Source organism: Pseudomonas sp. NBRC 111119 (assembly GCF_001320125.1).
Lineage (GTDB): Bacteria > Pseudomonadota > Gammaproteobacteria > Pseudomonadales > Pseudomonadaceae > Aquipseudomonas > Aquipseudomonas parafulva.
In genome coordinates this window covers 14,759-32,128 of the sequence record NZ_BCAV01000069.1, presented here as the reverse complement: position 1 = coordinate 32,128, position 17,370 = coordinate 14,759, and the positions used below count along the sequence as shown (strand labels likewise).

Here is a 17,370-nt window from a genome sequence, read left to right as displayed (position 1 = left end):
GAGCGAAATGTGTTATGCACGGAAACTCTGTCTTGCGGCCAAGTCCCAAGTCATGGACATGTTCCAGGAAGCCCGGCTTGGCAAGGCCGTCGACCCAAGCACGACGTTGCCGCTGGTCGGAGAAATCGCTGCCTCGGTGCTGCGCCAACCTCATGCCCTCATCAGCGTCGCACGCATCAAAACGCACGACGATTACACCTACCTGCACTCGGTTGCCGTCTGCGCCCTGATGCTATCGCTGGCCCGGCATCTCGATCTAGACGAGGAGCAAACGCGCCTGGCTGGCATCGGCGGACTGATGCACGACCTAGGCAAGGCCGCGATGCCGCTGGAAGTGCTTAACAAACCAGGCAAGCTCACCGATGCCGAGTTCGCCATCATGAAGCGCCACCCTGTGGAGGGCGCAAAGATGCTGCGCGCAGGCGGGGCCGAGCCCGGGGTGGTGGACATTGCCCTGCACCATCACGAGAAGATCGACGGAACCGGCTACCCGGATCGCTTGGCCGGTGACGCCATTTCACTCCTGGCCCGCATGGGCGCAATCTGCGACGTCTATGATGCCGTGACGTCGGAGCGAGCCTACAAAAAGCCGTGGGACCCGTCCGCGGCGATGCGGCAGATGGCCAAGTGGGAGGGCCATTTCGACAAACGCATCTTCCACGCCTTCGTCAAGGCCGTGGGCATCTACCCCGTCGGCTCCTTGGTTCGCCTGTCCTCTCAGCGTCTGGCCGTTGTCGTTGAGCCGGGAATGGAATCACTGCTGACTCCCAAGGTTCGCGTGTTCTTCTCGCTACGCTCGAGAGAGCCGATCCCGATGCAGACCATCGACCTGGCGGCCACGAGTTGCAAGGACAGTATCACTGGCCCCGAAGACCCGACGCTCTGGAACTTCAAGAACCTCGACGACTTGTGGATGGAATAGCCCCCACAAAACGACGGCCCCGTGAGGGAGCCGTTGAACATCGTCGAGCGATGCCCGTCCAGGGAGGGATGGCCGAGCTCGATTCTCCAGAAGGTAGCTGGTGACACGAGTGTTGAGCCCACCCAACTAGGGTGACGGAAATTTCTGGGGTTCCGGCTTACATCCCCGCGTACGCCGATTTAACGTCGTTCTCATACAACTGCAGCAAGTCGTCGCGTGACGGTATGTACATGGGATGTGATCTCCTGCTGGATCGAAGCCCTAACACATATATACGTTAGGGCCTCCCTCGCAACAAGTCGCCTTGCCGGCAGCGGCCAGGCGGGGGCAACTGACGCCCTTCGGTTCTCAGTCGTCCCCGCCCGGCTGGGCATCAGGGTCGTGCGGCACTTCCACCAGCTCGCCGGCCTCAAGGAAACGTACGTCGCAGTCCACACAGAGCAACCGCCCGCTCAGGCCTGGCTTGCCCCACACGTTCAACTTGCAGCTGGGGCAGGTGTACTTGCGCTTGTTCTTCGGATCCTCAGCCGGCGTTGCCGGCTGAATCAGGCCCGCGACAGTCAGCGCCGGTAAGTCGATGGTCGGATCTTCGGGCTGGGGTAAAGGCTCCCCACCTGGCCCGTACAACTGCGTTGCGGACATTGGCACCCGCTGGGTGACGATATCGATCCAGGAAATCATGGCGCCGGTTGCGAGCAATTCATCGCATGCCACATCGAAGGGGCCGCCCTCGATGATGTAGTGCGTCATCTGCTGCCCGCACCGGCGCCCGCCAGGTTCACCCGTGTGCGAAGGCATCAGCCCGATGGCCTCCATTTTGTCGGCCCACTCGCGGTTGTGGTACCCGCCGCGAGACTTCTTCCCGTAGCGATCCTGCCACTGATGCGCCTGTTCATGCACCAGCGTGGACAGTGTTTGCTTGATGCTGCGATGCGCGAAGTAGGCGCAGTTCAGCGCGATTTCATCGCTCTTACCCGAGCCATTCCGGCGCAGGAAGCGCGATGGCGAGTAATAGCCGAAAGTGTTGGCCTTGCGCTGCAGGGTGAAGATGCAGCCCGGCAGCTGGCCACCGTACAACCGATCATTGAACCAATCGTAGGCTCCCTCAATTTCGTCATAGAGCAGCTGGCTAGGGGTTGCGGACATGCGGCCTCCATTTCTCGCACGCGAGAATCCCCCTGCTGATCACTCTGCGTCAGGGGGGTGTGAACGTTAGAGACATAGTAACCTGTATCGTACGATACAGGTTACACACCAAAAAAAGGGGGCAAGCCCCCTCACCGACCTACTAAGTAGGCGACGTACACGATGGCGGCGCCAAGCGCCGCACCAATCGATAGCAGAGCTACCGAGTACCCAACCGCCCGGCGCTCAGCCTGTGCTGTCACCAGGCTGGCCGCACTGCGGTTGATCTCATTCCCGATCCGCGCTGCCGCTTCGCGTCCTGCCTGCACCAGTGCGTTGCGCTGTTCTTCCATCATCGACTCGAAGTTCAGCTGCGTCTGCAGCAGGACTTTGCCTGCTGCATCGCGTACGGCTTCGGAGGTCTTCGCCGCCAGGTCGGCGTCGACCTGTTCCAGGCGCCGCACGATGGCATCAAAGTCTTCCATCATTTGCGCGACCATCGCTTCGCGGGCCGTCGTCGGGTCCTTGGCCATCGATCACTTCCCCTTGCCGAACAGCGAGGCATACACCTGATCAAGGTTGCGCGATGCCGACTTGGCCAGGCGCTGCGCGGAGATCATGCGAAGCGCGTGATCCTTCTCGGTTTCGTCCTTGGCATCGCGCAACTGGGCGCGATAGTCCGTGGAGTCCTCCAGTACCTGCGTGACATTCATTTTCAGCGGGCGCAAGCGCTCGAAAATCTCGTTCGCGTACACCACGGCATCGCGCTTGAGGGTGAATTTCTTCTCGACTTCGTGGAAGCCGAACAGCGCCGCGAACGTCTGCGGGATATCGTCGGCATCATCGATCTGGACCTTGTTGAAGACGACCAGGATCTTTTTTGCCGGCACGCCGAGCGCGGCCAGGGTCTTGATGGTGTTGATGGTATCGACCTGCTGCTTTTTCTCCGGTACTGCCGGCACCAGGAAGTAATCGATATCTTCGTGGGAGCCGTCGTACTGGCCCATGAACTTGAAGAAGTCTTCAACGTTGGATGCGCCAACGTCGACCACAACCTTGTCCTCGGTCAGCAGTACCTCGGACAGTTCGCCAAACTGCTTGCCCTTGAGGCGTTCAATTTCGGCTGCGGTGTCCGACGCACCGGCGTTGATGGTTTCAATTGCAAACCGCAGACCGCCGATACGGGGCCAAAGCAGGTTATCGGAGAGTGTGGTTTTACCGGAGTTGCCGGTGAAATTCACGGTGACGGTTCTCATGTGCGTTTCCTTCTGCTGCGCGCTGCGCTTTCATATCGATCCAAGTCCGAGGCGTTTTGATCGTCCCCGGGATTCATGAGCCTGCTCAACTCAGCCGGCCCCAAATGTGGCCGTTCGTCCGCATCATGGCTCGGTTCTGTATCGTACGATACACCTCCTTCTTGTTCCGGCTCGACCTGCCGCGCTGGTTCCAAATGTTGTGGCGCTGGTGCAGGGCTTGCAGTGTTCGCCTGGTTTCCACGTTGGGCCTTGCGGTATCGGTACAGGTAGCTCTTGAGCGTATCCATGCTGACCTCGATACCTTGCTCCTTGAGCACATCCAGAATCGCCTGGCGTCGTACACCTGCCCTCAGCTGCTTCTCGATCACTGGCATGACCTGGCGTATTTTCGCTGCCTTGGTCACTGGCTCAACCGCCATCAGTGCCTTCTCAATATCCTTGCCTGCCATTTTGCACCCTACCTGCACCTATATTGCATTTACCCTGTATCCTACTCACCCCCTACCTGTAGTCAAGTTTTACCCCTTCTGCACTCAATCTACAGCCATACAGCACCCTTTCTGCCTACCCTTGTCCTCCGCTCGCTACGGCCTTCGGCCTAGGCACTAAAAACGCCCTTAACAAGAGCATCAATTTCGACCCTTAACAGGGTCAAAATCTCAATACACAACACGCACCTCCCTGGCGGGAGGTGGAAGCCGCGTCAGCCTTGGGCCTGAGCGGTTTTTTCAGAATTTACTATGTGATACGTTTGTATTACAAAGTATGCTTGTAATGCAGATAAATCAAGGTTTTTGCGTGATACATTTGCATTACAGAGAATGTGCGGTACCTTTGGGCATGTCAAACCCCAATTTTCAAGGTGCATTTGAGGGAGCAACGTGGGCAAAACAGTACCCATTCGATTCAACGACGAGCAGCTGTCCAGGGTTGAAGAAGCAGCAGCACTCGCTGGCTATAAGCACCTATCGAGCTACATCCGCGACCGGGTGCTGGCCACAGACAAAGGTGGCCGGCAGGTGGATATGGACAGCTGGGCCGAGCAGCAACAGATCCTTGGCTTGCTCGAAACCATCACCCAGGAACAGGCACGGAGCAGAACCATTCAGGCCATCGTGGTCTATCTGCTGCGTCAAGGAACGGCACAGGGCAAGGTCAATGAGCTGCGCGCTCAACTCAAGCACCTGGTCAGCAGCGAGGATGCACTCGCAGCACTTTTGCCCGACCTGGCCGAGGACATTGAACGTCTATCAGGAGAGGACTGATGCACAAACAAGAGGTTGATTCAGCCGCCATGACGGCGGGCTTTGGTTTGCCGATCGCTGGCTGGCTGGCCGGTACACAATTGGCCCAGCTGCCCCTGGCCCCATTCCCGGCAGCATTCAAAGAGACTCTGCACAACGGCTGGCAGGAACCTATGGTGCTGGGCATGACCATCGCTGCGTCCGTCGCGGCTGCCGGGCTCTGCTATTACCTGTACGAATATTGCGACGACGGGTTCCGAGGTGAACGTTTCCAGCAATGGCTGCGTGGCTCGCGGATCCGCAACTGGCATTTCGTGGAACGGAAAGTAAGTGCCCGCAATGCCAAGACCAACCGTGAACGCCGCAAAAAAGGGCAGGAAAAGGCCGAGCCAATCATGATCGGCAAGCTGCCGATGCCTCTGCACTTGGAAGACCGCAACACAATGATCTGTGCATCCATCGGCGCCGGTAAGTCCGTGACGATGGAAGGCATGATTGCCTCGGCACTTCGACGCAATGACCGCATGGCAGTGGTCGACCCGAACGGTACGTTTTATTCAAAGTTCAGTTTCAAGGGCGATTACATCCTCAATCCGTTCGACGCTCGATCCGCAGGGTGGACGATCTTCAACGAGATCCGTGGCGTCCACGATTTCAACCGGATGGCCAAGTCGATCATTCCGCCGCAGGTGGACCCCAGTGATGAGCAGTGGTGCGCGTACGCAAGAGACGTGCTTTCCGACACCATGCGCAAGCTGATGGAGACAAACAACGCCAATCAGGACACGCTGGTAAACCTGCTGGTTCGTGAAGACGGCGACACCATCCGAGCTTTCCTGGCAAATACCGACTCCGAAGGCTATTTCCGCGATAACGCGGAAAAGGCCATCGCCAGCATCCAGTTCATGATGAACAAGTACATCCGGCCCTTGCGCTACATGGGCAAAGGCGACTTTTCCATCTATCGCTGGGTGAATGATCCCGACGCCGGCAACCTGTTTATCACTTGGCGGGAAGACATGCGCGACACCATGCGCCCGCTGGTGGCCACCTGGATCGACACCATCTGCGCAACCATCCTCAGCTCTGAACCGATGACAGGTAAGCGTCTCTGGCTGTTCCTCGATGAACTGCAGTCGCTGGGCAAGCTGGAAAGCTTTGTTCCTGCAGCGACCAAGGGGCGGAAACACGGCCTGCGCATGGTCGGCAGTCTGCAGGACTGGTCCCAGCTCAACGCCAGCTATGGCCGCGACGATGCCGAAACCCTGCTTTCCTGCTTCCGTAACTACGTCATCTTGGCAGCGGCGAACGCCAAGAACGCCGATATGGCCAAGGAGATTTTGGGCAACCAAGAGGTCAAGCGCTTCCGTAAGTCGTGGACCGCAGGGCGGATGACACGTGCCGAGGAAATCAAGCTTGAACCGGTCGTGATGGATTCGGAGATCTCGAACCTCAATGACTTGGAAGCCTACGTCAAGTTTGCCGAGGACTTCCCCATTACCAAGATCAAGACGCCTTACGTCGATTACAAAGAGCGGGCGCCGGCAATCGTCATTGGCCAAGCAGCTTGACGAGGTAAGCGATGTTCAACGTGACGCTGATCAAGGGTGACAACCAGTACGCGGCGGCGGGCTACTTTTCCAACGCCGATGACTACTACGCCAAGGAAGCCCCCGGCGAGTGGCAAGGTATCGGGGCCGAGTTGCTGGGTTTGGAGGGGCCTATCGACCAGAAGGAACTGGCCCGTCTGTTCGACGGCAAGCTCCCGAATGGCGAACGAATGGCTAAGACCTTCGACAAGGAAACAGGCTCCCGTCGCATGGGCTTAGACCTAACGTTCTCGGCGCCTAAGTCCGTCTCCATGCAGGCGCTGATCGCCGGCGACAAGGATGTGATGGCAGCGCACGACCGCGCAGTGACCAAGAGCATGGAGGAAGTCGAGCGCCTGGCCCAAACACGATTGAAGGTGAACGGCAAAACCATGCTCGAGCGCTCGGGCAACCTGGTGATAGGCAAGTTTCGTCATGAAATGAGCCGGGCCAAGGATCCGCAGATGCACACGCATGCCGTGGTCATGAACATGACCAGGCGGTCGGATGGCAAATGGCGCGCTTTGCGCAACGACGATATCTACAAAATCCAGCCGCAAGTCGATGCCATGTACAAGGGCATCCTTGCCCAGGAACTGCGTGCGCTGGGATATGAGATCCGGGTTCTGGATAACCAGGGCAACTTCGAGCTGGCCCACATATCGCGTGACCAGATCGAGGCGTTTTCCAGCCGTTCCAAAGTGATCGAAGACGCGCTGGCCAAGGACGGAAAAACCCGCGCCGATGCCACCCCGCTCGAAAAGCAGATCATTGCGATGGCCACACGGCCACGCAAGGACGAGCGCGACCGCCACCTGGTCAAAGAATATTGGGTAACCAAAGCCCGCGAGCTGGGCATTGATTTTGGCGCTCGCAGCCACCTGGACAATCGTGAATACGCGCCTCGCAAGGGCAGCCCTGCAGAATACAGCCTGCCCGAAGGCATCACGCCAGGGCAGGCCGTTGTCCAGTACGCCATCAATCACCTGACCGAACGTGAGCAAGTAGTCGGGGAAAATGACCTGCGCACCGTCGCCTTGCGACGTGCTGTCGGCCTTGCTACCCCTGATCAGGTAAACGAGGAAATCAAGCGCCTGGTCAAGCAAGGGACGCTGATCGAATCACCGCCGACCTACCGCATGCCCAACGGCGACTTAGATTCGCCGGTACTGTCGCCTGCTGGCTGGCGGGCACACCTGCAGGAGCTGAAAGGCTGGAGTGAGAAACAGGCCCGTCAGTATGTGGACAAGGCTATCAAGCGCGGCTCGCTAGAGCCTGCAGAAAAGCGCTATACGACGCAGAAGGCCTTGAAGCGCGAGAAAGCCATTCTGGCTATCGAGCGGACAGGCCGTGGCCAGGTCACCCCGTTGATGACCAAGGAACAGGTGGCCAAGGCGCTGGAAGGGTCCACCTTGTCGGCTGGCCAATACCAGGCCGTTGAGGTGATCGTCAGCACCAACAATCGATTTGTAGGCATCCAGGGTGATGCGGGTACCGGCAAAACCTACTCGGTAGACCGTGCCGTCAAACTGATCGATTCCGTGAACGCCGCGATGGCCAGCCGGGATTCCCAACCGGGATCAGGGTACAGAGTTGTTGCCCTGGCTCCGTACGGCAACCAGGTCACCGCCTTGAAGAACGAAGGGTTGGATGCGCACACGCTGGCCAGCTTCTTCCACACCAAGAACAAGGGGTTGGATGCCAAGACCATCGTTATTCTCGATGAGGCCGGCGTGGTGGGCGCCCGCCAGATGGAACGGCTGATGCGGGAGATCGAGCAATCCGGCGCCCGCTTGATCCAGCTGGGTGACACCAAGCAAACCGAGGCCATCGAGGCAGGCAAGCCATTTGCTCAGCTGCAGCAAAACGGCATGCAGACCGCACGTATCAAGGAGATCCAGCGGCAGAAGGATCCCGAGTTGAAACTGGCAGTGCAGCATGCGGCCGAGGGGAAGCCCACCAAGTCCCTGGATCACCTGAAACACGTTGAAGAATTGCGAACTGCCACTGAGCGGCACCAGGCCATTGTCCGCGACTACATGGCACTAACCCCCGACCAACGCAAAGAGGTGTTGATCGTTGCCGGCACCAACAAGGACCGGAAGGAAATCAACCAGATGGCCCGCCAGGCACTCGGGCTGCTGGGGAAGGGTAAACAGTTCGAAACGTTGAACCGGGTCGATTCCACTGATGCAGAACGGCGGTACGCCCCCAGCTACAAGCAGGGCATGATCATTCAGCCGGAAAAGGACTATAAGCGGGCTGGCCTGGTACGAGGCGAGTTGTATGTAGTTGACCAGGCGCTGCCCGGTAATGTGCTTGTGGTCAAGGATCGTAGCGGCAACCGCTACGAGTTCAACCCGAGACAGGCCACCAAGCTCAGTGTCTACAAGCTGGAGAAACCCGAGCTGTCTGTGGGTGACCTCATTCGCATCAACCGCCAGGATCCCAAGCTCGACCTCACCAACGGCGACCGCATGCGCGTAGTCAGCATCGAGGGCGGCGTGGTGCAGCTGGCTTCGCTCAAGGAGATCAACGGCCAGCCCGAACGCACCGTGAGCTTGCCGACCAACAAGCCGTTGCACCTGGAACATGCCTATTCCGCGACCGTCCACAGCGCTCAGGGTCTGACCAATGATCGCGTCATGATCTCGCTCAACACCAAGAGCCGCACCACCTCGCAGAACCTTTGGTATGTGGCCATCAGCCGGGCACGGCATGAAGCCCGCGTCTATGCGGACTCCATCAAAGATCTGCCGGCAGCAATCGCCAAGCGCTACGACAAAACCACGGCGTTGTCGCTACAGCAAGAACGCGAGCGGCAGCGTAGGGAGTCGATTCAACCGCGGAATGTTGCGGACGGCCAGGCGCTGGAGCGCAAGCAACGTACTCACTTGGAAGGCCCGAGCAGCGGGCATCCCAGGATGTGAGTCAAACGCCTTTGGTAGTGCTGGCCAGCTTCCCACTATGCCCCGCCTTGTGCGGGGTTTTCAGTTGCGGGGTATCGGATCGTGGACGGTACGTGGTGATTCCAAGTTTACGCCGGCGCTTGAGAACTGCACTCGGACTTCTGCCGGCGAGTTGAGCAATCGCGGCATCGCTCAACACCCCTAGCAGGGGATCGAACACTTCGAGCGGATTGGTCTGCTGGTCACGGTGCGACGGAATGCCCAGGGATGACCGCCTGACCGTTATCGTTTGCTTGGCCACCCCTGCCAGCTGGGCCACATGCTCATCCGTGAACAGACCCAAGATGGAATCATAGGCCTGCAGATGGCTCCCAATGCCAAGGCGTCTGCGCCGGCCTGCCACCGCGTGGATGCTAACACCCGCTGCAGTGGCGATCTGTGCGTCCGACCAGCGACCGAATAGCGGCTCGAATGGCCACAGCAGCTGATCGATTTCGTCATGAGTCATATCGAATATCGGGCAAAAAGAAAGGAGCCTACCGGCTCCTTTCTCCTTTTTCAGCTACTACTCAAAAACCTTTGCCGCCGTAGCCTTTCGGTTGATGTGAGGGGGTTTTTAGTTCGTGCTGCAGCTGGCGTTCTTGCACGATGCCAACGCCCGAGAAGGGGTAACGAATCGACAGATCCTTGCCCTGGTGCAACAACCCAGCCTTGGCACTGCTCAAGGCCGCTCGCTCATGGGCAATATGGATAGTCTTCTGTCCGTCAGTGACGGCCTGAATCACCTGGTTGTTGTGGAAGGCGACTATCTTGCCGTCGTAGGTCTTACCCTGCTCAGCTGCCTTGATGGCCGGCATATCCATTGGCTTGGAAATTGCCATCGCTTCACCGGGTTTACCAGAGGCCGCGCCGGATTGCTCAGCCTTGCGCAGCTCCAGCGCATCCTTGAACGAGGCTTTGAAGTCTGCAGCGCCTGGCATATTGTCGAAGGGCAGATCCTTGTAATACTGCGTGCCCTCCTTGCCAACCTGCGCAAAGACACGGGCGGCTTGCCCGCCCTGTTGAACAGTCATCACGGATTTGTCGGACAGCTCGGCCTTGAACCAGGCTGCGCCCGCCAGCTTTGCGTCGGTGAACGTTTCCGGTTCCCTGCCCTTTTGGAACAGCTGGTAAGTGGTGGTCTGATCAGTTTGCTTGTCCATGTGCGTGCCCTCTCAGTAGCTTGGTTTGAATGCTTGGCCCTTCTCCCACCGGCTCTGCCAGTGGTTCAGGTACTGCTCAGCGAGATCGGCGTCGTTCCAGACGACCAATGCGTTCTCACTATTGTTTCTGGCAGCTGCAGCGGTGTAGTTGTAGCTGCCGGTTTCAACTGCCTTGCCGTCAATCACCATGAACTTGTCATGGTGGATCGCGTAGGCCTTCACCGTACGGGTTGGGATGCCGGCACGGGCCAGCAATGTCAGCGCATGTTGGCCAGCGCGGGCAGCGCCGCCTTGCAGATTGCCTTGATGGTCAGCCACCACCGCCACATCGACACCGCGCTGTTTGGCCGAGATCAAGGCCTTGGTCACATCGGGGCTGGTCAGCATGTACGCCGAAAGGCGAATCGAGCTTTTCGCCGCGCCTATGGTGCGCAGTACCAGGTCCTGTGCCGAGCCTTCCGGCGAGAAGCCGACTTCAATGCGGCGCGCGCCATCGACCAGTACCGGTGCGGCTACAGGCTCCGACGAAGCAGGCGCTTGGTCAGCCCAAACCAGGGAGCTGGCCACCATCGCTACGGCCAAGGAAAGGGACCTTACTGCAGTGAACTTAGAAGCCACGTTGTACGGTCCCCCATTTGTCATTGGCCGCTTTAGCACGGTCCTGGTCCTCAGCACATTGGGCAACAAAGTCACCCCGAGCCTCGGCAGTTCTGGACGGGCTGAATTTTCCTTTTTTCGTTCGAATGATGCTGAAGTACTTGGTGACGTACTTGTCACAATCACCGTCGCGGATCATGCCCAGCAGACACAGGGTGGCCCCACAAGCTTCTGAATCGCTTTTAGAGCCGTAGTCGTAATTAGTTGGTGGCTGCGGCAATTCATTCGCCTGCACGGTACCGGCAAATGCCAGCGCAGCGAGGAAAGTCATGATTGGGGTGCGCATACGAACTCCTTTTCTCGCGTGCGAGAAATCAATTGATGATCTGGACAAATGACGGGGTGGCTTGCTGCTGTTCGGCAACAGGCTGCGCCTCGGCTTGTTCAAAGTGTTGTGGCGCAGGTTGATCGAAGCGCTTGAATTCCCGCTTCGGAATATCAGCCTCGGCATCGGTGTTGAGGTGGACTTGGATCTGCGGCTTGCTGGCCGTCTCAGTCTTCGCGGCAGCAACGGCTTGACCATTGTCGTCAGTGAAGGTCAGCCATGGACCTTCCTGCTGTTCAGAGGCCCTACGAGCGCGCTGCGGCGCTTTTCGGGCAGGGGCGCTAGCTGCAACCACGGAAATCGGCTCAGCGCCTTCTGCACCCTCTACAGCCGGCACAATCGGATCCTCAGCAGTGGGGTTCAGGGCGCGGTGAACCACTTTCTCGACGTAAGACATTTCGCCAGGTCGATCCGGGCGGAAGCCACGCAGCTCGTTGCCGCTGTAGTACATCGAAAAGGCCTTCAACAGCGCCTCTTGCTTGTCGCTACTGGTCGTAAGCGCCTGCTTGTAATACTCCACCAGCAAGTTGCTGATGGCCTGCAAGTTGCGGCATGGCTCGAACACATCCTGATAGCTCAGCCCGCGTGCACGCATGTTGGTGACTAGCAACTGGCCAAGGCCCATGGCATAACGCTTGCCGTCCCGTTCCAACTGCTCGGCAGTGGCGATGGCTTCGCTCAAGGACTGCGGTTGCCGCTGCAGGTGAGTGCCAACCACGCCGATTGCGTAAGGGTTGAAGGTAGACTCGTTGCCGATCAACGCCTTGAGCGTGGACGGGTGAACGGTCGGCGCGCACTTGGCGGCAAGTTCGGAAAACCGGGTCGGCTGTGCATCTTCGGCATGAACCATGGCAGACGCGCAGACACTGGCCAGCAGCGCCAGGGTGAACTTAGGCAGCTTTCGCATAGTGAACCTCCGTGATGATGCGTCGGCCATCGAAGCCGTATTCCCACTGGATAACGACATCGATCAGATGCCGGGAGAACTCGATCAGCTGGTTTTTGCTCATGTCAGCACCGCCACGCGATGCCATTGATGCCAGGCGGTCGAACATGAGATCCGGCGAGTCGGCGTGGATAGAACTCATCGTGCCGCTGTGACCGGTGTTCATCAGTTCAAGGAAGGGGAACGCCTCGCCGCCACGCAGCTCGCCCATAATTGCCCGGTCTGGGGTCAGGCGAAGAATCGATTCCAGGTGATCGAATGGCGTAACACGGGCCTTGCCCTGGCCACCTCGCGAATAGATCAGGTTCACCACGTTCCCGCCCGCTGGGCGCAGTTCGCGGGTGTCCTCAATGGTGATTACTCGCTCGCCATTGTTGCCGTCCACATGCTGCAGCAACTCGTTGAGGAAAGTGGTTTTGCCGGCATTGGTACCGGCAGAAACCATGATGTTCTTGCGCGCCTTGACGATGCCCTTGAAGAACTCTTTCCAGCGCTTGGCCCGATACAGTTCAACCAGGTGATCATCGCTGTACTGGCCATGATCACGTGGCTGGTTGATGAAGTCGAAAGCACCGGAAGCCTCGTATTGATCGAGAGTGATTTGCTTCCGCCCTGGTTTACGGATACAGACGATACCGCCGATGTGCTGCTCAACAGCCGGGGCCAGGACGATCTGGACGCGGTAGTCGCCCCGCTCGTTGTCCGGCACGTTGTCGTCCAGATTGATTGGGATACGCCCCGACAGGATTGGCGTGTAGGCGCTCACTTCCTGGTCAGTGTGGGCGGCAATCAGGCTGGCCAGCGATTTGATCAGGGGAAGCGTTACACCTTGAACCGGAACCGGACGCATGAACCGGCTACTGCGGTAGCCGGCCCATACGTTGTCTGGACCGTTGATAGCGATCTCTGTCACTTCCGGGTCATCCAACATGCCAGCAAGCGGACCCAGTTTTGTGCGAAAGGATGCAATCTCAGACATATCCGGTCCTCAGTTGATGAAGGTAACGCCGCCGCTTTCGGCGCGTTCGGCCTGCTTGGCGAATGCCTTGGTAAAGTCCAGGTCGCGCTGCAGATAAATCACGACACGCGAGCCATGCGGGACAGTCACGGTCGGCTGAATGTTGGCGTAGCGGCCCAAAATGGTCTGTGCCGAATCGGCGGCGGCTTCCTGTACTTCGCTGCGGTAGCGGGACGAGGAATTCTCCTGATCGCTCGACGAAACACCGCTGTTCGAGGCACCGGCGCCGATGATCGATACCGCAGCCGCGACACCGAAAATCTGCGCCCAGTGGTTGTCGACCACGCCACCCTGGCCAGCGGTACCCAACTGGTCGGTACCGGCACTGTTGAGCGGGATTTCCATCGGAGGGCGCCCGTCCAGGCGCGGGATTCGCACAAAGTTCCAGATGGTAAACAAGCGCTCTTGGCCCGGCTTCAAGCTGGCGTTGTAGCTCCCACACACCAAGGAACCCCACGGGAGCATTACCCGGCGCCCTTCGGCGGCGTATACATCCTGTGCAATCGACGCGCAGATTTGACCAGGCAGTTGGCTTTGAGCGCGGGGCTGCAGGGTTGCCTCGATGACAGCCCCCTGCAGCACTTTGTATCCCAGGTTCTCCATCACACGGGCTTCGGTGAACGGCACGCTATCGCTGTAGGTAGACGCGGCGAAAGCATCGTTTGCATTCATCGGGCCTTGTGAAGAACGACCACCGCCACCCAGTAGAGAGCCACCGTTGGCCTGCTGGCCATCGGCGCCCTGCCCTGCCCCTTGGTCAAAACCTTCGTCCTTGGCCGTCGCGAAAATGGCCGAGCGCTGCCGTGCCGCGAGCATTTTCTCCCGCTCCAGTTGGGCCTGCATTTCCAGCTGCTGCCGGCGTCGTTCTTCATCGCTCACGGCGCCTTGCTGCTGCCGGTCAACGACCGAACGTGGCGTATCTGCCGGCGCGCCCGGCTCATTGCTCACCGGCGCGACCTTCGCAGCCTCCCGACGAGGTGGCGGATCCATCACTTTGCGCGGGCTGGCCGCGACCAGTTCTTCTTTTTTCAGCGTGTCTTTATTCTCGGTTTCGTCATCGCCATGGGTAACCATGTACGCGAAGCCACAGGCGACCACTGCGGCTACCGCAATGGCAATACCACTGCGCTTGCTGTTGCCTGCCTTGCCCTTGAGCATCGAGTTGGACTCGTTCCACTCGCGGATCTCTTCGTCACGGGTCTTTTCTTGAGGTTGAGTAGGTTCGGTGGCCATCTTTATGCCCCCCCGCCGTCACGGGCACCACGGGTTACGGTGCGCTTGTAGGGATTGGCCAGGTTTTCAACGCAGACGTAGGCATTACCACTGCGCAAGACGAACATGCTGGCCAGGCGCTTGACGACCATGTACTCACCTTCACGGCGAGCATCGACCATCGCCTCGGTACCATCCGGCAGTACGCGGTAGAACTGCGGCAGATCGGCGCCTTTCTTGATCAGGAACTTGGTGAACTGACCGTCGTCCATCACACCCTGCACGCCGATGGCTTCCTTGTCCCCCGAGTAGCCGTAATTGATGTTCGGCGATGCCGGAGTGCCCGAGCTGGTGACCGGGGTACTGCCAGCAGGGGTTTCCCCCTCGGGGTTGTACGAGGTGATGCGAGCGTTCGGGTAAACGAATCGCACCAGGTACGACTGGCCCGACTTGACCTTGGTGCTGTTCAGCTGGAAGTAGTAGGTACGCTTGGAGGTGATCACCGTCATGTTGGTGTCGGCGTTGTCTTCTACCGGCTTGAGAAACACACGGTTGCGAAATGGCATGCTCTGCCAGGCGATGGTGTCGCCCAGGGCCACGACCTTCACCATTTCATCAGCTTCAAACTCGATGGAAGTCTGGTAGCCATAAGTGCCCACCAACTCATAAACCTGGTTGGGATCGTACGGCACTTGTTTTACGCGATTATCACTGGAAAGCGGCTTCGGCAACTTCGCGGCATGGGTGCTAAATGCGCAAAGAGACAAACTCAAAGCAATAGCAGTCGGCAAAACAAACTGTTTTTTCATGATTAGTTTCCTTGTCAGTTCAGCGAATTACCGGCGGCTCAGTTCTTCGCTCTTGCGATACACAGTGGCCAGCGTGCCAAAAGGGTTCTCCCAACGATCCCCAAGGGCACGGGGTACCAAAGTATGCGCAATCTTGATGGTTGCAAGGTAACGACGTTCTACCGGTTCCTTGTCTCCCCATTTATGCGTAATCGACTTGAACGCAACTTGATATTCATCACCAACTTTGTTCATCAAGTACGGCTGCCCTTCGATCCAATCGTTTTCACCCAGCAGAACATAGGGGTTTTGTGGGTTCTCTGGATTGGTGACTTCCTCATATTCCCTGGCGACTTGCTGCGTCTGGTAGGTATGACAGGTATCCGACAGCTGCTGCTTGCGTTTGGGGTCAAAGGTTTCACAGGCGCGGATCATGTCGAACAGGGTTTTCTCGATAATCGCCTGCTCCTGATCGACGTTATCTTGATCGATAACACGCTGTTTCAGAACCTCGCCGTCAGCTCCCAGTACCGTAACCACTGGAATATAGGTCTTGGAATTCGCCAGGCTTGCCACGGCGAAGCCAAGCCCCAGGATCGCGATAGCCTGCACCCCTTGGAAGAACAGCGAGCGATTGCGCTCTTGTCGGGTCTTGTTGCCTTCGACTTCACGCTTACGACGGGCTTTTTCAGCCTTATCAAATTGCTTGTCTTGTTTGTCCATTATTTACGAACCCCTAAAGTACGCAGTGCCATCAGCACCAGCGATGAACCACCAACAGCCGCGCCCGATGACAATGCTGCTGCCCAACCGCGCACCTGCAGCATGCAAATGATCATGACACCCTCAACAATCACCAACTGGCCCCATTGCTGCGCAGTGATCAGGGCGGCATCTGTAACAGTTGCCGTTGCGGCCACTTCTTTGATTGCATCCCCGAACACGGAATAACCAAAACGGACAACAGCAATCGACAGGATGTAGATCAATGAGAAGTTCAGCATCTTGCTAAACCAGTTCATTGCCCACTGGCGCACCGCATCAAAGAAGATAAAGCCAATCATGATCGGTAGTATCGCCATGACGATTGCTGCACCAAACTTGGCAATCAGCATGTTCAGCACAGCCGCGATAAACAGGATGCAGTTCAGCACAAACAGGCCGGTCCCCATCAAGATCATCGCTGCCTGCCGCCAGCTGACATTCATCAGCGTACTGGCGACCTTGCCAATATCGACGTAAAGCGCATCGAGCATGGAGTTCGTGCTTACGCCGCCGCTCATGATCTTTGACGCGATACTTTCGGTCCAAGCGCCCCAGGCCTGATAAAGAACCGTCCCGCCTGCGGACCAGTTCAGGCAGGTAAACACCAGGGCGGTCAACATGGCCCGCTTGACGATATCCCAGCCTTTGACTGAAACATGGCCGTTGTACATCTGCAGACCCAAAGCGACCCAGTAGCCCACCGCCAGAGTCCATACCAGCGGCTCTACCATGCTGGCCAGGTTGGGGAAGACCTCACTGACAAAGGAAGTGGTTACTTCGTCAGTGGCCCCAACCAGGCCTTGTAACGTCAGCTGCGCCATGGATTCCCGGCCCCGTATACGGTCTTGAAGTGGGAGATCACTTCGGGCGACCGGAAGTCCTCAGCACTCAAGGCAGCTCCGGTTTGGGCCTTGATCTCCTGCGCGGTTTTGTCGATGCAGCCTTTCACCAGACCGCCGTTGTACGACGGGTTTTGCATGTAGATCTCGGCAAAGCAGGTGCCAGGGAACCAGCCTGCTACATCGTCTTTGGTTGCTTTCAGCAAAGGATTGCCGGTTTGCACCTCGACTACCGGCGCCGCTTCGTCCTCCGGCGTAGAGCTGAAATTGATGTTGGTGACATTGACGTAGATGATCGACGCCGCCGCAAAGCCGACCACGCCCACGCAGATGATGTTGGTCAGGGTGAAGAACTTACGCATTGCGGGACTCCTTGTGCTGGATGACAAATGGGGTGAATTCACAGGCGCATGGCGACTTGTCGATGGTGCCGCTGTTGGTTACGCAACCCGAGGCGGCGGACACCAGCACCAGAACCAGCAGAAACTTGCCAAGCTTCCAGGTCAACCAGAGCGGTGCCCATGCCGGGAAGGTGATTACCTTGAGGATCAGCCAGAGCGCTTTCATAGGGTT

The 17,370-nt window shown here is 58.1% G+C and carries 20 protein-coding genes; 4 read left to right on the top strand and 16 right to left on the bottom strand.

Annotation, left to right across the window (positions count from 1 at the left end; all coding sequences use genetic code 11):
- The first annotated feature begins 52 nt into the window (after positions 1-52).
- The gene (locus APH25_RS26120) at positions 53-922 is read left to right on the top strand and encodes an HD-GYP domain-containing protein (RefSeq protein WP_223198360.1); all 870 of its coding nucleotides are present in this window, start codon (positions 53-55) and stop codon (positions 920-922) included.
- Positions 923-1,270: 348 nt separating this feature from the next.
- Here the strand turns inward: APH25_RS26120 and APH25_RS23005 are convergent, their stop codons facing one another.
- The 4 genes from APH25_RS23005 to APH25_RS22990 form a co-directional block, all read right to left on the bottom strand.
- A complete protein-coding gene (locus tag APH25_RS23005) occupies positions 1,271-2,068 on the bottom strand; it encodes a SprT-like domain-containing protein (protein WP_042857939.1) in 798 nt (265 codons plus the stop codon).
- A 131-nt stretch (positions 2,069-2,199) separates the two neighbouring features.
- Complete coding sequence (locus tag APH25_RS23000) at positions 2,200-2,580, bottom strand: hypothetical protein (protein WP_028691951.1); 381 nt, start codon at positions 2,578-2,580, stop codon at positions 2,200-2,202.
- A gap of 3 nt (positions 2,581-2,583) precedes the next feature.
- Complete coding sequence (stbB, locus tag APH25_RS22995; RefSeq protein WP_028691950.1) at positions 2,584-3,303, bottom strand: StbB family protein; 720 nt, start codon at positions 3,301-3,303, stop codon at positions 2,584-2,586.
- Entirely contained in the window at positions 3,300-3,752 is a 453-nt protein-coding gene (locus APH25_RS22990) for a hypothetical protein (RefSeq protein WP_042857936.1), read from the bottom strand. Before APH25_RS22990 ends, stbB begins: the two co-directional genes overlap by 4 nt.
- A 432-nt stretch (positions 3,753-4,184) precedes the next feature.
- Here APH25_RS22990 and APH25_RS22985 point away from each other — a divergent pair, with 432 nt between their 5' ends.
- From APH25_RS22985 to mobF, 3 genes are read left to right on the top strand one after another with little or no spacing between them, the layout of a single operon-like run.
- Entirely contained in the window at positions 4,185-4,568 is a 384-nt protein-coding gene (locus APH25_RS22985) for a hypothetical protein (RefSeq protein ID WP_042857934.1), read from the top strand.
- Entirely contained in the window at positions 4,568-6,118 is a 1,551-nt protein-coding gene (locus APH25_RS22980; RefSeq protein ID WP_042857739.1) for a type IV secretion system DNA-binding domain-containing protein, read from the top strand. The genes APH25_RS22985 and APH25_RS22980 overlap by 1 nt, the downstream gene beginning before the upstream one ends.
- 11 nt (positions 6,119-6,129) lie before the next feature.
- Positions 6,130-9,066, top strand: a complete 2,937-nt coding sequence (gene mobF / locus APH25_RS22975; protein ID WP_042857700.1) for a MobF family relaxase — start codon at positions 6,130-6,132, stop codon at positions 9,064-9,066.
- A 1-nt stretch (position 9,067) separates the two neighbouring features.
- Here mobF and APH25_RS22970 read toward each other — a convergent pair whose 3' ends face one another.
- The 12 genes from APH25_RS22970 to APH25_RS22915 all read right to left on the bottom strand — a co-directional run bounded on the left by APH25_RS22970 (position 9,068) and on the right by APH25_RS22915 (position 17,364).
- Positions 9,068-9,553, bottom strand: coding sequence for a hypothetical protein (locus APH25_RS22970; protein WP_042857701.1), 486 nt, complete (start codon positions 9,551-9,553; stop codon positions 9,068-9,070).
- Positions 9,554-9,614: 61 nt separating this feature from the next.
- Positions 9,615-10,247: a hypothetical protein gene (locus APH25_RS22965; RefSeq protein ID WP_042857702.1), complete on the bottom strand. Its 633-nt coding sequence runs from the start codon at positions 10,245-10,247 to the stop codon at positions 9,615-9,617.
- A 12-nt stretch (positions 10,248-10,259) separates the two neighbouring features.
- Positions 10,260-10,829 carry a phospholipase D family protein gene (locus APH25_RS22960; RefSeq protein ID WP_223625421.1) on the bottom strand — a complete coding sequence of 190 codons (570 nt, stop codon included), beginning with the start codon at positions 10,827-10,829 and terminating at the stop codon, positions 10,260-10,262.
- Between the two features lie 25 nt (positions 10,830-10,854).
- Positions 10,855-11,190, bottom strand: coding sequence for a TrbM/KikA/MpfK family conjugal transfer protein (locus APH25_RS22955; RefSeq protein WP_028691942.1), 336 nt, complete (start codon positions 11,188-11,190; stop codon positions 10,855-10,857).
- Positions 11,191-11,218: 28 nt separating this feature from the next.
- Positions 11,219-12,136, bottom strand: coding sequence for a lytic transglycosylase domain-containing protein (locus APH25_RS22950; RefSeq protein ID WP_042857704.1), 918 nt, complete (start codon positions 12,134-12,136; stop codon positions 11,219-11,221).
- Positions 12,120-13,154 carry a P-type DNA transfer ATPase VirB11 gene (gene virB11, locus APH25_RS22945; RefSeq protein ID WP_028691940.1) on the bottom strand — a complete coding sequence of 345 codons (1,035 nt, stop codon included), beginning with the start codon at positions 13,152-13,154 and terminating at the stop codon, positions 12,120-12,122. The genes APH25_RS22950 and virB11 overlap by 17 nt, the downstream gene beginning before the upstream one ends.
- Positions 13,155-13,163: 9 nt before the next feature.
- Entirely contained in the window at positions 13,164-14,426 is a 1,263-nt protein-coding gene (locus tag APH25_RS22940; RefSeq protein ID WP_028691939.1) for a TrbI/VirB10 family protein, read from the bottom strand.
- Positions 14,427-14,428: 2 nt separating this feature from the next.
- Positions 14,429-15,214 carry a TrbG/VirB9 family P-type conjugative transfer protein gene (locus APH25_RS22935; protein WP_028691938.1) on the bottom strand — a complete coding sequence of 262 codons (786 nt, stop codon included), beginning with the start codon at positions 15,212-15,214 and terminating at the stop codon, positions 14,429-14,431.
- Positions 15,215-15,241: 27 nt separating this feature from the next.
- Complete coding sequence (locus tag APH25_RS22930) at positions 15,242-15,916, bottom strand: type IV secretion system protein (RefSeq protein ID WP_042857705.1); 675 nt, start codon at positions 15,914-15,916, stop codon at positions 15,242-15,244.
- A complete protein-coding gene (locus APH25_RS22925) occupies positions 15,916-16,779 on the bottom strand; it encodes a type IV secretion system protein (protein WP_028691936.1) in 864 nt (287 codons plus the stop codon). Before APH25_RS22925 ends, APH25_RS22930 begins: the two co-directional genes overlap by 1 nt.
- Positions 16,767-17,159, bottom strand: coding sequence for a hypothetical protein (locus tag APH25_RS22920; RefSeq protein WP_028691935.1), 393 nt, complete (start codon positions 17,157-17,159; stop codon positions 16,767-16,769). The genes APH25_RS22925 and APH25_RS22920 overlap by 13 nt, the downstream gene beginning before the upstream one ends.
- On the bottom strand, positions 17,152-17,364 hold the full coding sequence (locus tag APH25_RS22915; RefSeq protein ID WP_042857706.1) for a hypothetical protein: 213 nt from the start codon (positions 17,362-17,364) through the stop codon (positions 17,152-17,154). Before APH25_RS22915 ends, APH25_RS22920 begins: the two co-directional genes overlap by 8 nt.
- Between the last annotated feature and the right edge of the window lie 6 nt (positions 17,365-17,370).

Excerpts from the sequence above, each read along its gene's own strand:
- APH25_RS22950 (WP_042857704.1), bottom strand. The coding sequence starts at position 12,136 with ATGCGAAAGCTGCCTAAGTTCACCCTGGCGCTGCTGGCCAGTGTCTGC.
- APH25_RS22920 (WP_028691935.1), bottom strand. The coding sequence starts at position 17,159 with ATGCGTAAGTTCTTCACCCTGACCAACATCATCTGCGTGGGCGTGGTC.
- stbB (WP_028691950.1), bottom strand. The coding sequence starts at position 3,303 with ATGAGAACCGTCACCGTGAATTTCACCGGCAACTCCGGTAAAACCACA.
- APH25_RS22940 (WP_028691939.1), bottom strand. The coding sequence starts at position 14,426 with ATGGCCACCGAACCTACTCAACCTCAAGAAAAGACCCGTGACGAAGAG.
- APH25_RS23005 (WP_042857939.1), bottom strand. The coding sequence starts at position 2,068 with ATGTCCGCAACCCCTAGCCAGCTGCTCTATGACGAAATTGAGGGAGCC.
- APH25_RS26120 (WP_223198360.1), top strand. The coding sequence starts at position 53 with ATGGACATGTTCCAGGAAGCCCGGCTTGGCAAGGCCGTCGACCCAAGC.
- APH25_RS22925 (WP_028691936.1), bottom strand. The coding sequence starts at position 16,779 with ATGGCGCAGCTGACGTTACAAGGCCTGGTTGGGGCCACTGACGAAGTA.
- virB11 (WP_028691940.1), bottom strand. The coding sequence starts at position 13,154 with ATGTCTGAGATTGCATCCTTTCGCACAAAACTGGGTCCGCTTGCTGGC.
- APH25_RS22965 (WP_042857702.1), bottom strand. The coding sequence starts at position 10,247 with ATGGACAAGCAAACTGATCAGACCACCACTTACCAGCTGTTCCAAAAG.
- APH25_RS23000 (WP_028691951.1), bottom strand. The coding sequence starts at position 2,580 with ATGGCCAAGGACCCGACGACGGCCCGCGAAGCGATGGTCGCGCAAATG.
- APH25_RS22955 (WP_028691942.1), bottom strand. The coding sequence starts at position 11,190 with ATGCGCACCCCAATCATGACTTTCCTCGCTGCGCTGGCATTTGCCGGT.
- APH25_RS22970 (WP_042857701.1), bottom strand. The coding sequence starts at position 9,553 with ATGACTCATGACGAAATCGATCAGCTGCTGTGGCCATTCGAGCCGCTA.
- APH25_RS22930 (WP_042857705.1), bottom strand. The coding sequence starts at position 15,916 with ATGGACAAACAAGACAAGCAATTTGATAAGGCTGAAAAAGCCCGTCGT.
- APH25_RS22990 (WP_042857936.1), bottom strand. The coding sequence starts at position 3,752 with ATGGCAGGCAAGGATATTGAGAAGGCACTGATGGCGGTTGAGCCAGTG.
- mobF (WP_042857700.1), top strand. The coding sequence starts at position 6,130 with ATGTTCAACGTGACGCTGATCAAGGGTGACAACCAGTACGCGGCGGCG.
- APH25_RS22915 (WP_042857706.1), bottom strand. The coding sequence starts at position 17,364 with ATGAAAGCGCTCTGGCTGATCCTCAAGGTAATCACCTTCCCGGCATGG.
- APH25_RS22935 (WP_028691938.1), bottom strand. The coding sequence starts at position 15,214 with ATGAAAAAACAGTTTGTTTTGCCGACTGCTATTGCTTTGAGTTTGTCT.
- APH25_RS22980 (WP_042857739.1), top strand. The coding sequence starts at position 4,568 with ATGCACAAACAAGAGGTTGATTCAGCCGCCATGACGGCGGGCTTTGGT.